This window comes from Sneathiella limimaris, assembly GCF_012932565.1.
Taxonomy (GTDB): Bacteria; Pseudomonadota; Alphaproteobacteria; order Sneathiellales; family Sneathiellaceae; genus Sneathiella; species Sneathiella limimaris.
In genome coordinates, this window is the sequence record NZ_JABBYJ010000002.1 from 426,572 (window position 1) to 442,637 (window position 16,066).

14 protein-coding genes and 1 tRNA gene are annotated in these 16,066 nt (G+C 47.0%); 5 read left to right on the top strand and 10 right to left on the bottom strand.

The annotated features are described in order from the left end of the window. Positions 1-15 precede the first annotated feature (15 nt). Entirely contained in the window at positions 16-1,083 is a 1,068-nt protein-coding gene (locus HH301_RS15620; RefSeq protein WP_169569950.1) for an FAD-binding oxidoreductase, read from the bottom strand. Positions 1,084-1,087: 4 nt separating this feature from the next. Then, positions 1,088-2,329, bottom strand: coding sequence for an aromatic ring-hydroxylating oxygenase subunit alpha (locus tag HH301_RS15625; protein WP_206378372.1), 1,242 nt, complete (start codon positions 2,327-2,329; stop codon positions 1,088-1,090). A 157-nt stretch (positions 2,330-2,486) separates the two neighbouring features. Here HH301_RS15625 and HH301_RS15630 point away from each other — a divergent pair, with 157 nt between their 5' ends. Then, positions 2,487-3,365 carry a LysR family transcriptional regulator gene (locus tag HH301_RS15630; RefSeq protein WP_169569951.1) on the top strand — a complete coding sequence of 293 codons (879 nt, stop codon included), beginning with the start codon at positions 2,487-2,489 and terminating at the stop codon, positions 3,363-3,365. An 88-nt stretch (positions 3,366-3,453) separates the two neighbouring features. Here the strand turns inward: HH301_RS15630 and HH301_RS15635 are convergent, their stop codons facing one another. Together HH301_RS15635 and HH301_RS15640 are read right to left on the bottom strand one after the other, a co-directional pair. Next, a complete protein-coding gene (locus tag HH301_RS15635; RefSeq protein ID WP_169569952.1) occupies positions 3,454-4,656 on the bottom strand; it encodes an aminopeptidase P family protein in 1,203 nt (400 codons plus the stop codon). A gap of 257 nt (positions 4,657-4,913) precedes the next feature. Then, positions 4,914-5,975 (bottom strand): phytanoyl-CoA dioxygenase family protein, encoded by a 1,062-nt coding sequence (locus HH301_RS15640; RefSeq protein ID WP_169569953.1) that lies wholly within the window; start codon positions 5,973-5,975, stop codon positions 4,914-4,916. A gap of 200 nt (positions 5,976-6,175) precedes the next feature. Here HH301_RS15640 and HH301_RS15645 point away from each other — a divergent pair, with 200 nt between their 5' ends. Both HH301_RS15645 and katG read left to right on the top strand, forming a co-directional pair. Beyond that, positions 6,176-6,391 carry a DUF2061 domain-containing protein gene (locus tag HH301_RS15645; RefSeq protein ID WP_169569954.1) on the top strand — a complete coding sequence of 72 codons (216 nt, stop codon included), beginning with the start codon at positions 6,176-6,178 and terminating at the stop codon, positions 6,389-6,391. 71 nt (positions 6,392-6,462) lie between these two features. After that, on the top strand, positions 6,463-8,610 hold the full coding sequence (gene katG / locus HH301_RS15650; RefSeq protein WP_169569955.1) for a catalase/peroxidase HPI: 2,148 nt from the start codon (positions 6,463-6,465) through the stop codon (positions 8,608-8,610). Between the two features lie 83 nt (positions 8,611-8,693). Here katG and HH301_RS15655 read toward each other — a convergent pair whose 3' ends face one another. The 5 genes from HH301_RS15655 to HH301_RS15675 all read right to left on the bottom strand — a co-directional run bounded on the left by HH301_RS15655 (position 8,694) and on the right by HH301_RS15675 (position 13,582). Beyond that, complete coding sequence (locus HH301_RS15655) at positions 8,694-10,259, bottom strand: class I adenylate-forming enzyme family protein (RefSeq protein ID WP_169569956.1); 1,566 nt, start codon at positions 10,257-10,259, stop codon at positions 8,694-8,696. Between the two features lie 2 nt (positions 10,260-10,261). Next, complete coding sequence (locus HH301_RS15660) at positions 10,262-11,095, bottom strand: enoyl-CoA hydratase/isomerase family protein (protein ID WP_169569957.1); 834 nt, start codon at positions 11,093-11,095, stop codon at positions 10,262-10,264. Further along, the gene (locus HH301_RS15665; protein WP_169569958.1) at positions 11,092-11,478 is read right to left on the bottom strand and encodes an EthD domain-containing protein; all 387 of its coding nucleotides are present in this window, start codon (positions 11,476-11,478) and stop codon (positions 11,092-11,094) included. Before HH301_RS15665 ends, HH301_RS15660 begins: the two co-directional genes overlap by 4 nt. A 329-nt stretch (positions 11,479-11,807) precedes the next feature. After that, complete coding sequence (locus HH301_RS15670; RefSeq protein ID WP_169569959.1) at positions 11,808-12,359, bottom strand: CARDB domain-containing protein; 552 nt, start codon at positions 12,357-12,359, stop codon at positions 11,808-11,810. A 323-nt stretch (positions 12,360-12,682) separates the two neighbouring features. Beyond that, positions 12,683-13,582: a helix-turn-helix domain-containing protein gene (locus HH301_RS15675; protein WP_169569960.1), complete on the bottom strand. Its 900-nt coding sequence runs from the start codon at positions 13,580-13,582 to the stop codon at positions 12,683-12,685. 141 nt (positions 13,583-13,723) lie between these two features. Between HH301_RS15675 and HH301_RS15680 the strand changes: the two genes are divergently transcribed. Continuing rightward, positions 13,724-14,929 (top strand): FAD-dependent monooxygenase, encoded by a 1,206-nt coding sequence (locus HH301_RS15680; protein WP_206378373.1) that lies wholly within the window; start codon positions 13,724-13,726, stop codon positions 14,927-14,929. 6 nt (positions 14,930-14,935) lie between these two features. Then, a complete protein-coding gene (locus tag HH301_RS15685) occupies positions 14,936-15,790 on the top strand; it encodes an intradiol ring-cleavage dioxygenase (protein WP_169569961.1) in 855 nt (284 codons plus the stop codon). A 176-nt stretch (positions 15,791-15,966) separates the two neighbouring features. On the opposite strand, the gene HH301_RS15690 is transcribed toward HH301_RS15685, so the two are convergent. Then, positions 15,967-16,043 (bottom strand) — tRNA-Met (locus HH301_RS15690). Positions 16,044-16,066: the final 23 nt, after the last annotated feature.

The following is a 16,066-nucleotide window of genomic DNA, read 5'->3' on the forward strand; positions in this document are numbered from 1 at the left end:
TACTTTTTGTTTCAATCATGCATCAACTTTGACATGGCCAATAGGATTGGAGCAACAGGCCAAGATATACCCATCCTCGATGTCTTCATCGGTTATTCCGCCGTTGTGAACCATATGGACGTGGCCTTCTATCCTACGAATTTTACAAGTTCCACATATGCCCATGGTGCAGCCTGATGGTATCACCAAACCTGCATTTCGAGCCGCAACCAGGATATTATCTGCCTCTTTACAGTGAGCCAAAACATCCGAAGCCAAGAATTCAATTGAAGCATTAGTTTTCTCGTCCGGGACAACATCCTCTTGTACAACGTCAGCCTCAATCGAAGGAGCATGAAAACTTTCCTGATGATAGTGATCCATATTAAAACCTAGACCAGCAAGGACCTCCCGCACAGCTTGCATAAAAGGTTCAGGCCCGCAGCAAAACACTTCACGGTCCAGATAATCCTGCGCCATTAGGCCAAGCATCAATTGGTTGAAGCTTCCCAAGTATCCTGTCCACGGCTGAAAAGGATCTGGTTCCTCAACCACCCACTTCAGATCAATCCCTTTAATCCGCGATGCCATATGCTCCAGCGCTTCTTTAAAAATAATTTCAGACGGTCGTTTCGCACAATTGACAAAAATGACATCAGGCTCCCGCCCTAAATCATAGAGATACGTTGTCATGGATTTCATCGGTGTAATGCCGGAGCCTGCGGAGATAAAAAGGTACCGATCCGAAGGGTTGTTGACGATTGAAAATCTTCCCGATGGACCTCTGGCCTTCACTTTCATTCCGGGTCTGAGATTATCCAGCATCCAACGTGTTCCAATAGAATTTTGTTGGGCCTTCACTGTTATCGTTATCGACATGGGCCGACTTGGTGAGGATGAAATAGTGTAGGTCCGATATAAAGGACCACCGGGCACTGGCAATTCAAGTGTTATAAACTGACCTGGATCATAGCTAAACAGCACTCCCGAGGACGCCTGAAAGGAAAAAGTCATTACGTTAGGTGCCTCAGGAAGAAAAGATACGCATTCCAGCAATTCCTTATCGTCCCAGAGGGTCAAATTGGGCTTGTGACGTGAAGACATTACCTTACTCCGCAGCAACCATAGACTCGCCCAAAACTTCCTGGCTCAACAAACCCATATACCAATCCGTAAACTGGATGACCCCGCCTTCCTGAATTTCAGAATACGGACCAGGCTCATACGCAGGTGACTGAATCCCTTTTTGGTTATTTTCGACGACTTCTTTATCTTCCGCATTTGTTGAGAGCCATACCTCTGTCAGCCGGTTCAGATCATAATGACGCCCTTCCTCAGCGTCCTTATGAACCAACCATTTTGTACAAATCTCCGTTTCTGTAGCGCTTATAGGCGATACTCGAAAGACCAGAGAATGATCTGCCATAAAATGATTCCAAGTCGTTGGAAGATTAAAATAGAGGAGTGACCCCGCGTCTTTAAATGGGATTGAAGAGTTTGGAATTTCAACGGCTGACTTAGTATCCATCGTGTAACTCTCTCCTGCGCCAAGCAGAGGCGGTCGCACAAAACGCCAATTCCCGTCTTTTGCAGTAATTAGGGCGGAGGGAGCCCCTACTGCTTCACATCTTTTTACATGCTGCTCCATCAACGGAGCTATGCTGCCGTCACCAATATTTCCAATCAGGCGAGCATCTTCGGGAAATGTTCGGCAAAGAGATGGGTGATTGCCACCACAATGGTAGCATTCCCTATTATTCTCCCAAACCAACTTCCAGTTCGCATTTTCTATGATCGTGCTTTCATATGCGACTTTTGAATTTTCCAAATCGTGTGGCGCCAAGTAACGTCCTGCCACATCAGAAAACACCTCAATATCTGGCGCGACTTCAGCTAGGCAAATATAAATCAAACCGCTAACGTTTCGGCAGTGGACCGGCTTCAATCCATATTGGTCTGGATTGAAATCTTCACCCATATCTCGAGCCCATAAGAGCTTTCCATCCAAATCGTATGTCCATTGATGGTAAGGGCAGACCAGCTTTGGATTCCGTCCTTTTCTCGACTTGCATATAACAGAGCCCCTATGACGGCAGGTATTATGAAACGCCCGAATTACCTTATCTTCTCCGAGCACCAAAATTACCGAAAAAGCTCCAACCTGATGGAGAACAAAGTCCCCTGACTTTTGGAGCTCACAAGCTGGTATCGCAAAAAGCCACTGCTTATAAAAAATATGTTCGAGATCGAAATCATAGATAGCTTGTGACGTATAAAAGTCCTGCTCCAGCGAAAAGCCTGAGACATGACGGGTCAGCATGTCACCAAAAGAAGATTTTAAAGCCACCATCGCAATATTCCATGTGATTACCAACGCAGTGACTTAAACTTTTGACCCCTTCGCGATTTTTGACAATAGTATAAAATTTCAATCTAGATTAGATGAGCTAATGTCAAGATGGGTATAAATTGATCTATTGCAGACTAATGTTTAGGCGTCTCTTAAAATGAAAAGTCCATATGATCTATCCTCAATAAATGCCCTAGTCTGTTTTGAAGCTGCGGCCAGACATCTCAGCTTCAAAAAAGCGGCACAGGAAATGAATGTAACACCGGCGGCGATAAGTCACAGGATTAAAGCGCTTGAGATCGATTTGGGATGTCGGCTATTTAATCGAAGCAATCGAGGTGTCGAACTGACAGAAAAAGGAGCATTCCTAGTTTTTGCCTTACAACGAGGGTTCGAAACCATTTCAGACACAGTTACACTGCTCAAAGACCAGCCAGAAACCGTCGACGTCACGATACGAACAACGACTGCAGTCAGTTCACTCTGGCTCATCCCGAAAATTTCTCAATTTTGGAAATCTCACCCAGACATCACGATTTCGCAAATCGTTAGTGATATCCCTGAGATGACTGCCCGATGCGACCTTAGTATTCAATACAGTAACCCTCTGGAGGAGGGCTCCGAAAACAAAAAGCTCTTTCAGGGCAATATCATCGCAATAGGATCACGCCAATTTGCCGATGACCATCAAATTCTCTCAATCAATGATCTGTTAAATGTACCTCTTATTCATATTCAAAATGATGACACGGTCTGGACAAGCTGGACGGACTGGTTTCATGAATTAGAGTATCCGGGCCCCAAAGGCAGGAGTTTTTATTTGAACAACTATATGATTGGCCTTCAGGCAGCACAGGATGATGTTGGTGCCATTCTTGGATGGGACCGTTTGGTAGGAAAGTTATTGCAAGACGAACAACTGGTTCAGCTTGTGCCAAACAGCATTCCCTCTCCAATGGGGTTTTATCTTAATATCCACCCAAGAGCTTCAGAAAAAGCCCGTATTTTTGCTGATTGGCTCTTGAAAGCCGAATAACGGCACACCTGCATACACCATGTCTTGGAAAACTTGAGAGCTAATCAAGTTTTCCAAATCAGGTTAGACCGACCAGCTCTTAAGATAACTAACCAACGACATTAAAATCGGGACCATAAGGATATCCCGTAATATTCTCGTTTCCATCCTCCGTAATAATCAGGATGTCGTGTTCTCTGTATCCACCACTACCGGGTTTCCCTTCAGGAATTGTCAGCATCGGCTCCATAGATATGACCATTCCAGCTTCTAAAACAGTATCGACGTCTTCTCGAAGCTCTAAACCAGCTTCCCGGCCATAGTAATGGGACAAAACTCCGAACGAGTGGCCGTAGCCGAATGTACGGTATTGCAGTAGATCTCGCTCTTCAAAAAACCGATTTATCTTTTCAGTAACTTCCACACAGGAAACACCAGGTTTTAATAGGCCCATCCCATATTCATGAGCAGCCACATTAGCTTCCCAAACGCTTAAACTTGCGGGATCCACATCCTGAACGAATAAAGTTCTCTCAAGTGCTGTGTAGTAGCCAGAAATCATTGGGAAAGTATTTAGGCTTAATATATCTCCGCGTTCCAGCTGCCGGGAAGTTACAGGGTTATGCGCACCGTCAGTATTAATGCCGGATTGAAACCAGACCCAGGTATCTCGATATTCAGCGTCTGGGAACCGCTTAGCAATCTCAAGTTCCATCGCGTCCCGGCCTGCCATCGCCACATCAATTTCGCGCGCGCCCAAACGAACGGCTTCCCGAATAGCATAACCACCAACGTCGGCAACAGCTGCTCCCTTTCTAATTAGTTCGATTTCCGCAAACGACTTGTTCATACGCTGGAGCATAGTTGCCGGTGCGATATCCACCGTGTTTACCGGGTCGAGAAACTCATCCAGCAAAGCCTTTTGGACAAGGGTCAAATGATCCCCTTCGTAGCCAATGACCTTCCCCTTACCAGAAACGGACCGAATGGCCCGCCAAAAATTATTTCGCTGCCAATCTGTATAGGTGATGTTATCTCCGTGGCATCTGCGCCAGGGCTGAGCGGCATCAATACCAGCGCTAATCGTTACACTTTCATTTTGCGTTACCACCAAGCCATACGGACGCCCAAAACTGCAATATAGAAACCCTGAATAATAGGCAATGTTGTGCATGGAGGTAAAAACGCAGACCTCCACACCTTCTCGGCTCATTGCACTTCTTAATCCTTGCAGCCGGGCATCATACTCTGTCGAAGTAAAGGGGAGCTGTCTCTCCCCTTGATGAAATTGATAAAATTCAGGACGGTCCATCGCGGTTTCCTTCTAGCAGCCTTGCTGCGAGAAGAGGATTTTCCTCACCGCAGCAACGGTAAAGTAAATCCCGGCGTTCAGGATGGAAAACGGGTATTCAAACACAGGCGACGCCATCGCCTACCCGACCAAATTCTATGCAAGAAGTTCCGATCTGTGCAAGAAGCAAATAGCTATGCCTCTCAAAATACAAACATTATTACAACTATCAAAAAAATAAATCAGCATCCCTCCAAAAGAAGAAGCGATAGCCGCTCTTACACCTCATGCTCCTCTTGCAACTGGACTGGCCATTCATCGACTTTGCCTTTACCTGCACAAACCCATGGTGAACTTGCAATATGTACATTTTCCAGCAACTTCAGCCCATTAAACATTATTCGATTGTAATTCCCACCTATGAAGGGAATAGAGAATAAATCTCCTCCACTCCATGGGCAAAATGGATTTCTACGCAACGAGCCGTACATTTCAATTCTAGTTGTTCGCTGAAAACTTGGACTGCGCGCGTGAAAACCATGCGTGTCAGCAACCACCAAAGTATTCGCTGGTACCGACATTTTTTTTGGTTGTCCGTAACCCAGCTCTGAAAGAAGTTCTGGTGATGCTCTTAACGATCCATTGCGGACATGCTCATTATTTATTGACTTGTAATTAAAAGAAATCTCTTGTTCCCAATCTCGACGAGGCTCTGTCATTCTATGAGAACCAGGAACATATGAAAACGGGCCTTCATCCTCATGAACATCATGCAGAAAAAGCCATGCCTTAGAAGTCGAATGGAAAGTATCACTATGTAAAACTGTTTGCGGATCATTTTCATCGACATTTGTAACCGGGTTCGCGTGGACAGATTGAAGACTAATTAATGGCTGCCCTCCGACACCAGCAACATATCTCATCAACTGGATAAACTTAGAACTAAAACAAAACTCTCTCATCGCTGGCAGGAAGGAAAGTTCTGCTCTATCGGTTACCGCTCTTCTGGTTATGGTACTTCCTTGAAGCATATCATATCTTAAAAAATCGGTTTCTTCGACTTCACGCCTAAGACTTTCAAATGTGGATTTTGGCAGAAAATTGTTTATCTGGACAAAGCCATTTGTTTCGTATGATAGCTTTAGCTCACTAGAGAGTGGCTGCCCCAACGTTTTTCTTCTGAAATCAGATAGCCGCTGCGCATACTCAACGCGTTTGATATGCAAACCTTTTCGATTTAGCCATTCGCTTCCTATTATAGGATTTCTCTCAAAGGATTTAGACTTTGAAAAGACCTGCATGCCGTAAAAGGGGTATGCCGCCAAATTTAACAACTTCATTTTTTCCTCTTAATGTCATGTTCAACGCAGCAGGTACTAAGCAATTCCGCCATAGAATTGCGAAAACATTAAAACAAAAAAATATGTGATGTTCAAAAAAATTGAACATGAACTTACATTTATTCAATTTTACTCATTCCATTCCTAGTCTTACATTTCCTCTATCGGAAACAGGAGCAACAAGTGAGCAGGAGGAATATATGCGACTGGCACTCAAAACCGCGAGTTACGGATTACTTCATATTCTGGTCGCCACAACTGTTGCTTATGTATTGACAGGAAACTTGGTCGCGGCTGTGAGCATAGGTCTACTCGAGCCCATAGTCCAAACAGTTGTTTTCTCAATTCATGAATATTTATGGGAGCGTCCCAAAAGTTTTGAGGGAGATACTTATCAGATGGCCCCTCAAAATTAACGTAACGAGTCTCGATTTTTACAAATCCAACATTATCTCAATCAATGCCATCCTATTCAAGGAGATCAAAAATGAGCACAGGAAAATGCCCGGTGATGCATGGAGGGATCACCTCAACCGGAAAATCCAACACAGACTGGTGGCCGAACGCCCTCAATCTAGACATCTTGCACCAGCATGACCGCAAGACTAATCCACTTGGTGAAGATTTCGATTACAGAAAAGAAGTCAAGAAACTCGACTTTGAGGCTGTAAAAAAAGACCTTCATGCCCTGATGACAGATAGTCAGGATTGGTGGCCTGCCGATTGGGGGAACTATGCAGGTTTAATGATCCGGATGGCGTGGCATGCTGCTGGCTCCTATCGATTGGCAGATGGCCGTGGCGGCGGTGGTACTGGCAATCAGAGATTTGCCCCCCTCAATTCCTGGCCGGACAATGTTAGCCTGGATAAAGCCCGCCGCTTACTTTGGCCAATCAAAAAGAAATATGGCAATAAAATCTCTTGGGCCGATCTTATGATTCTGGCCGGAACCATTGCCTATGAGGCTGTCGGCTTGAAAACCTTTGGTTTTGGATATGGCCGTGAAGATATTTGGCACCCAGAGAAAGACGTTTACTGGGGTTCTGAAAAAGAGTGGCTGGGACGTGGACGCTATGACGACGACGACAATGCCGAGTCGCTCGAAAACCCGCTGGCAGCGGTACAGATGGGCTTGATTTACGTCAATCCAGAAGGCGTCGGCGGGAAACCCGACCCGTTGAAAACAGCCAAAGAGGTGAGAGAAACCTTCGCCCGCATGGCAATGAATGACGAAGAGACAGTAGCCCTGACTGCGGGCGGTCATACGATCGGCAAAACACACGGAAACGGTGATGCCAGTAAACTAGGACCTGATCCAGAAACAGCTGATGTTGAAAATCAAGGTTTTGGTTGGAGCAACCCTTCAGGCAAAGGCCACGGCAGAGACACCGTGACAAGTGGTATTGAAGGCGCTTGGACAACTCACCCAACTCAGTGGGATAATGGGTACTTCGAAATGTTGTTCAATCACGAATGGGAATTGAAAAAAAGCCCAGCTGGCGCTTGGCAATGGGAACCGGTCGAGATTGACGAAAAAGACATGCCCGTTGATGTGGAAGATCCCTCCATCCGTTGTAAGCCAATTATGACAGATGCGGATATGGCCATGATTAAAGATCCAATTTATCGGGAAATTTCTGAGCGGTTTTATAAAGATCCCGCCTATTTCTCAGAGGTATTTGCGAGAGCCTGGTTCAAACTGACGCACCGGGACATGGGACCAAAAGTTCGCTATATTGGCCCAGATGTTCCTGCAGAAGACCTGATCTGGCAAGACCCAATTCCAGACGGTCCAACCAATTACGATGTGGAAGCTGCCAAGTCAAAGATAGCCGCTAGCGGTCTTTCCATCAGTGAAATGGTTGCGACCGCCTGGGATAGCGCCCGCACCTACCGTGGCTCTGACATGAGAGGCGGTGCGAACGGAGCTCGGATCCGTCTGGCCCCTCAAAAAGACTGGGAAGGTAATGAACCGACCCGACTAGCAAAAGTTCTTTCTGTTTTAGAACCGATTGCAAGTGAAGTTGGAGCAAGTATCGCGGATATGATCGTTCTGGCAGGTAATGTGGGCATTGAGCAGGCTGCAAAAGCAGGCGGGCACAATATCTCAGTACCATTCACGCCAGGCCGCGGAGATGCGACAGATGCGGATACGGATGCGAGTTCATTCGACTCTCTAGAACCGGTCGCAGATGGTTATCGTAATTGGCTGAAAAAGGATTATGCGGTTACTGCAGAAGAGCTGCTCCTCGACAGAACTCAATTGATGGGTCTTACTGCCCCTGAAATGACAGTTCTAATCGGTGGTATGCGTGTCCTGGGCACCAACTATGGAGGTTCCAAACACGGTGTATTTACAGACCGTGAAGGTGCCTTGACAAACGATTTCTTCGTCAACCTGACGGATATGAAATACGCTTGGAAACCTGCTGCAAAGAACCTCTATAATATTGAGGATCGCAAAACGGGCGAGGTCAAATGGACTGCTACCCGCGTCGATCTGGTGTTCGGCTCCAACTCGATCTTGCGTGCCTATGCAGAAGTCTACGCACAGGATGATGCTAAAGAAAAATTCGTATCCGACTTTGTTGCAGCTTGGTCAAAAATGATGAATGCAGACCGATTTGAAGCCTGACCCTGAGGCAAAAAACACGTACTGAAGTAAGAAAACACGGGCTTAATCAGCCCGTGTTTTCATATATCTGCTTTCTTTAGCCATCAAAAACTTCCATGCTCAGCGCTCCACTCTTCTCTAAGAACGCGCTTCAACACTTTTCCAAGAGCATTTCGGGGAAATTCCTCACGAAACATGACAGCCGCCAGTCGCTGATGCTTGGCCAGTCTTTCATTCGCCCATCGAAGAATATCGTCTTCAACAGCACCTTTTTCCGGAATAATTAGGGCGACTGGAGTTTCGCCCCACTTTTCATGGGGTACCCCGATGACAGTGACGTCTTGGACACTTTCGTTCTCTCCAATAATTGCCTCTATGTCAGCTGGGAAAATATTTAGCCCCCCGGTTATGATCATATCCTTTTTTCTATCCAGGATATAAAGAAACCCGTCTTCATCAAGCTTCCCTATGTCGCCTGAGCGGATCCATGTTTTACCGCGAGGGCATTTCCAAATGAGTTCCGCTGTGGCGTCTGGTCTATTGTGATAGCCCTGCATCATACCAGCGCCTGTTCCTGTGATCTCACCTACCTCCCCAACTGGCAGTTCATTTCCGTCATCATCCAGTATGGTCACATCGAACCCCAAAACAGGAGTTCCAACTGAATTATGTTTTAAGGCATGCATATGGGGACGGCACATAGAGGCAAACCCTTCTGAATATCCGTAAAGCTCATAAAGATTTGGAGTGATCCGCTTTAAAACTTCAGCTTTTGTATCTGGACGAAGAGCCGATCCGGCACAGAGTAATGAACGTAAGCTGCTAAGGTCATAACTTTCCAAATCAGGTTCTGCGAGCGTGTTTATATACTGTGTCGGAACCATAAAGCTGTGTGTTATTCTCTCCCTTTGAATGGTTTCCAGTACTGCTTTGCCGCTAAATTCTGGCAAGACCACTATCGTTCCACCCGCAAAGAGAGCAGGCAGGATCATTAGCCAAGTCCCGTTCGAATAAAGTGCTGTTGTCGTCATCGCACGGCTATCTGCCTGAAACCCCATTTCAATAGCATTTGAATAAGACCAATGCTGGCGCGCTTTATGTGTTTGAACGATCCCTTTGGGCAAGCCCGTCGTTCCCGAGCTATAAATGATGTTAAACTCATCCTGCAGGGAATATTGGACAGCTGGCATGTCGGTGGACATTCCCTCAAGAAAATTGTCAAAATTGAGCCATCCCGGAGCCTCAAAATCGACGCTCACATAATAGTCTTCTTTTACTGTCTTTAAATCACTGCGAACCTGATCAATTCGATCCTGCATTTCAGATGAAGCTATGACCATGCAGGCTTCACTATCATCAAGCAAGCCAGCAATCTGGGACGCTGTCAGCATACCACTTAGAGGGACAACGCACGCACCGGCTCGTACCACTCCATACATTATTTCTAGAGTTTCGACCGAATTTCCCATAAGCACCGCAACGCGATGTCCTTTACCAATTTTCCGGGCCAACAACGCATTTGCAATTCGGCTCATATTTGCGTCGAATTCTCCCCAAAGTCGCCTTTCAGCGCCGCAGATTACGGCCTCCTTATGGGCTGAAAATTTAGCGTGTGTGGCCCATAGATCAGGCAGATATACCTGAGCATCATTTATTTTCTGCTCTGCCATGATTACGCCTCTCCACTTTTCTTGAAACCAGCCAGCTTCGGGTCCTGGATATCACGCTCACCCGCAGCCATCCGCCCCATTTCCTGGAGTGCATAGTCATCGACCATCAAATCACAAAATAATGTCCGCTCGTTCGCCAACCCCACATCAAGGTCTGTGCGCGCAGCGCCCTTGATTAGTTTTTTAATATGACCAATTGCTTTAGGTGACCTTTGGGAAAGCGTTTCTGCTATTTCCATAGCTCTGTTCATGACATCTCCAACAACGCATTCGCTGGCGACACCAATTATGACAGCTTCCTTGGGACCAAATGTTCGCCCCAAAAGCTCCAGCTCTAAAGCTTTAGCCTCTCCAATCAACCTGGTAAGACGCTGAGTGCCTCCCGCCCCAGGCAAAATTCCGAGATTAACTTCCGGAAGCCCTAACTCGTAGGGCCCGTCCTGAACCAGACGTAAATCACAGGCGAGCGCGAGTTCAAACCCACCCCCCATAGCTGTTCCATTAATGGCGGCAATAAAAGGCTTTGGCATCGCTTCGATCCGCCTGAGACAAATGTGAAACAAAGTCTCTGGAACTGGTCGCTCAATGGAGAAAGACAACCCTTTCTCAGCCATTTTCAAGCTACGTTCATATAAAACGGAAACATCATAATGTCGGATAAAAACATCCTGCTGGGAGCCTGTCAGAATAACTACACGAATATCATCATTTTCTTCAATTCGATCCAGGCAGGAGCTGAGTTGTTCTTCAGTTTCGCCATCCATATAACCAGTTGGCGGATTAGCGAAACTTAGGACAGCAATTGAACCCCGTTGATTTAGCTCGACGCGCATCATCTCGCCTCCTCATTAAAGATATCTTCTATTTCGTTTAACCAAATTGGGGAATTTTCAAGATCAATAAACCGCTGCTCATCTTCCAGCAATATGCGGCCCGCTTCGCGACCTTCGGTGGATCGTAAAGCTGTTTCTAGTTCCGTCATCGATCGCCAATATAATTCTGCGACACCATCAAAAGGAACCGATACGTTTCTGACCGCACCCATAGCGGCTCCAATTTCGCACTCAACATGACGGATTTGTGTATATCGATAAACACCCAATGCAGTTTTCAGTTTTCGAACTAATGGCCCGTGGGTCTCTTGCCAATATGAATGAAATTCATCTGCAGTCATTCCTGACTTTCGTCTCAGACAAAATGTCAGCTTCACTTCCCCCATTATATAACCTCCATTTTTATTATCGTTTTGCAGGCGATCAACTTGATCTTTTTAACAGGATATACTGATATTTCGTACTCTGAAAGCTCCGCGTTTGATCCGCTTCAATGAGAAGTCAAATAAGGCTTCGAGAAAATGAAGTTAGCTAAATAGGCAACAACCCCGGAATTCTTCTATTCAAGCGCTTATAGATTTTGAGGTGATTAAACCTAAACACTTTCGCCCCGATTGAGTGCCGTCGAATTTCTGAAATACAAAAAAGCCCGGTGTTGAGACCGGGCTTTTCTACGAAGACCTGACAGGTGGGAGAGATCAGTCAGTTCTGGGTCTTATTTGTAAGTCATTGCGTATTTGTTGTTGTTCTCGTTGCTTTCGACAAGCTGCTTGAAATAGTCAGCTGTGAAGACCATCCGATCACCACGCTCATAGTTGGTTGGCGGAATAGTGATCGTAATTGCTTTGGCCTGACCTGGCGCCAGAGGTGGAATGATGGCATCTGCACCCCAGGACTGGTTGTTTTTCAGGTAATGCTGGCCGAACAACACACCTTGTGGGGCACCTGCTGTTCCCATGTTTTTCACCTGAACAACAAAGGTATCTGTTGTGCCCATTTTCCGTGCTGCACCCAGAACCGCATAGTCTGGCAATTTGATTTTGGCTTTCTGCAGTGTTGCTGCTGGTGCTGCTGAAGTATTGCGCTGAGTGGTTTCTTTGGCTTTCAGTTTTGCTTCTTCACAGTGCCAGGAGCCCTGCTCCAGAACTGCAATTTGTCCAAGTGGACAGCGTGGCTTTGGACCGTTGGAACCAGCAGCCATTGCATTAAAGGCAACAACAGAAAGAACAGCGGCGGAAACAAGTGTAGTAACGTTAAACATTTTCATTTTGATCATCCTCAAATCATGTTGTGATACCCTTTGGTCGCACCCAGTTCCAATTCGGTTCAAAAAAAAATGAAAAAATTTTGGACCAACTCTGATTAGCTTTCAACAGTCTGAAAATGCACACCTTAATGCAGTTACGAACAACCCTGTCATGTGGCGGCAGGCATCGCCTCATAGGTGCGAGGCCACACGATCTGCAAGAACATCAACCATTTCCGATTGTTGATTATCAAGATTTCAGGATTTAGCTACGCTGCCCTTGGGCTATTAACGCAAAAACCCGCCAGTTGGCGGGTTTTGACATTCTGGTTGCATGGGCATCCTTATTCCTCGTCATTGTTGAAGGCATTAGACAAATCGGACCGAAAATGTTTTCTAAAAACACCCGGTGTCTGGCTGGTATGCTTTTGAAAAAATCTCGAGAAATAAGCAGCAGACGAAAAACACAGATCATCCGCAATCTGGAAAATTGGTGTGCTGCTGAAGACGAGCCTGCGTTTTGCCTCCAATAGGATACGGTCTTGAATAAGTTCACCAGCTGTTTTTCCAGTGATCCCTTTGACCGTGCGGGAAAGGTGCGTTGGCGTTACAGACAACAAGTCAGCATATTCCGTTACTGTCCGTTGCTTCAGGGAATGGGTGTCCAGCAACGACTGGAACGCCAGCAGCAATTGGTGTTGCCGCCCATTCGATATTTCCGGCAAGCCAAATTGCTGCTTCAAGCTACGGTAGAGATAAGTGAGAAGAAGCCGGAAACAAGCCTCCAGAGTAACATTTCTCTCCTCAGTCACGTATTGATGTTCCCGTTCAATGCAAGCCATCACAGTTCGAATTTCGGATAGCATGTTTTCGAGATTGTCTTCTTTCAAAACCACAGGCTTGTCAATCCAGTGTCCGAGCCAAGAGATATCATTGGTCAACCGCACGACATCTGTCGTCGTGACCGTCAAGACCCAGCCTTCCATACCTTCCTGATAATCAAAGGCATGCGAGCAAAGCGCCGGGAGCCACAAAAGGGCTGGTGAATTAATCAGGACCTCCGTTTGATCCACGCGCCCTTCAACAGTACCATTTGAAAAAAAGAAAAGTTGGGCTAGACCTTCGTGGAAATGATCATGCACCCGCCAGCCATGAATATGCTCGCGATCAGAGATTTTCTCGCAATTCAGAAAACCAAAATGTTCAGAGGCATCGCCAAGGACATAGAGATCACGATCCAGCATATTTAGAGAACCCCACCAGATAAATGTTGAAAATGTATAATTTATTGTCGCGTCAGTGAATTGATTTAATCAGCAACCAGCATATACTTCAAAAAATAGAAATAAACATAATCAAAAAAGTGCAATTTTGAGGAGCCAAAAGTGCTGAAGATTGCGATTGCAGGTGCCGGGATCGGCGGATTGACAGCAGCTCTAAGCCTTCATGAAAAAGGATTTGATGTCAGGGTGTTCGAAGCGGTCAGCAGAATTGAACCCTTGGGAGTGGGTATCAATGTTATGCCCCATTCCGTTGCTGTTCTATACGGCCTTGGGCTTGAGGACGCGCTGGAAGAGATTGCAATCCGGACCCGCTGTATTGAGTATCGCACCCGCTTTGGTCACCTGATCCAGTCGGACCCGCGCAATGTCGAGGCAGGGTTCGAGGCACCGCAATATTCCATCCACCGTGGCGAATTACAATTGCTGCTGCTGAAGGCGGTGCGGGAACGACTCGGGCCAGATGCTGTCGAAACAGGCAAGGAAGTAATTCAATTTTCACAAAACACTGATGTCGTCACACTTCATTTCAAAGATGGCAGCAGCTTCGAAAGTAATTTACTGATAGGCGCAGACGGGCTTCATTCCAACATCCGCAAACAACTTCATCCTGATGAGGGTCCGCTCCATTATGAGGGGACAATGATGTATCGTGGTGCAACCAAGACCGCAAAACTTGCGGATGGCCTCACCATGGTCATTGCCGGTAACCACGACCTCAAGTTCGTCACCTACCCGATCAGCGAGAAAGCCCGGAAATATGGCCACGCACTCACCAACTGGGTTGCCGAGATCCGGGTCGACCAACCACGCCATATCGAAGATGCTGACTGGAACCGTGAAGGTACACGCGATTTCATTGCTGCCTTTGAAGGCTTTACCTTACCGGACATGAACATCGTGGAGATCATGCGGGAGACCCACACAGTCACAGAATTCCCCATGGTCGATCGCGATCCTATCAATTTCTGGACCGATGGGCGCGTCACGCTGATGGGGGATGCCGCCCATCCGATGTATCCAATTGGGGCAAACGGCGCTTCACAGGCGATCCTTGATGCACGCTCCCTTGCCGACCAATTGGCTGCAAACCCTGGCCCGGGTGGCCTCAAAGCCTACGAGGACATCCGCCGTCCACTCACCAGCCGGATTGTCCTCTCCAACCGCCAATCTGGGCCGGAACGGGTGCTGGATATCGCCGATGCCCGTGTTACTGGACCAGAAGATAAAGTCGAAGATCTAATCACACTAGAGGAACTTGAAGAGGTCGCTGCAAGCTATCGCACAATTGCTGGTTTTCATAAAAAGTAGGTAAGTATGAATTATTTTAGAAAAGACCGTTCTGACGAGATCGTCAACTCCCGCACGAGCAACACCTCGAACCCGCGTGTTCAAGAAGTCATGTCCTCTCTAATCCGGCATCTTCATAATTTTGCCAAGGAGGTCGAACTGACGCAGGAAGAATGGGAACATGCTGTCGATTTCCTGACCCGCACTGGGCAGAAATGTAGTGGCGAGCGGCAGGAGTTTATTCTGCTGAGCGACGTCCTCGGCTTTTCCATGCTGGTGGATGCGATCAACAACCCACGTCCCGAAGGTGCAACGGAAAACACTGTCTTCGGACCCTTTCATGTCGCTGGTGCACCAGAGCGAGAAATGGGCGCGAGGATCACGCTTGAGGACAAGGGAGAAAGCTGCCTCTATGAAGGGTGTGTGACCGATCTTGACGGCAATCCAATCAAAGGGGCGCGGATTGACGTCTGGTCGGACAACGCAGAGGGTTTTTACGATGTGCAGCAGCCGGACGAACAACCGAAATGGAACAACCGAGGGATCTTCACGACCGGATCTGATGGCCGATACAGCTTCATCGGTATCCGACCAGTATCATATCCAATCCCCGATGACGGCCCCGTCGGAGAGATGCTGAAGGCTATGGGCCGCCATCCCTACCGCCCAGCACATACCCACTTTCTTGTGACTGCTCCCGGATATCAGAAGCTGGTCACTCATATATTTGTTAGCGGTGACCCCTATCTTTCCACCGACGCCGTTTTTGGGGTCAAGGACTCTCTTATCGCCCCCTATGAGCGTACGGAGAACGCGGAGACGGTTTGGCGCTCCCCATTCAATTTCGTTTTGACTCCATTTTCGCACAAGAGTACTCAATGACTGCAGAATTTTACCTGCAACATTCCGGAATTTTTACGGTTATCTGAGCTTTGTCCCAAACAGCTTAGCGTTTCTTCTTCAGACGTTGATACATTTGGTTTTGTTAGTAGAATTTAACTACGCTACCTTTGGGCCATTAACGCAAAAACCCGCCTTAATGGCGGGTTTTTGTGTTTTGGTTGCGGGGGTAGGATTTGAACCTACGACCTTCAGGTTATGAGCCTGACGAGCTACCGGGCTGCTCCACCCCGCGTTGGTGTTAGAGTTTATGAGCTA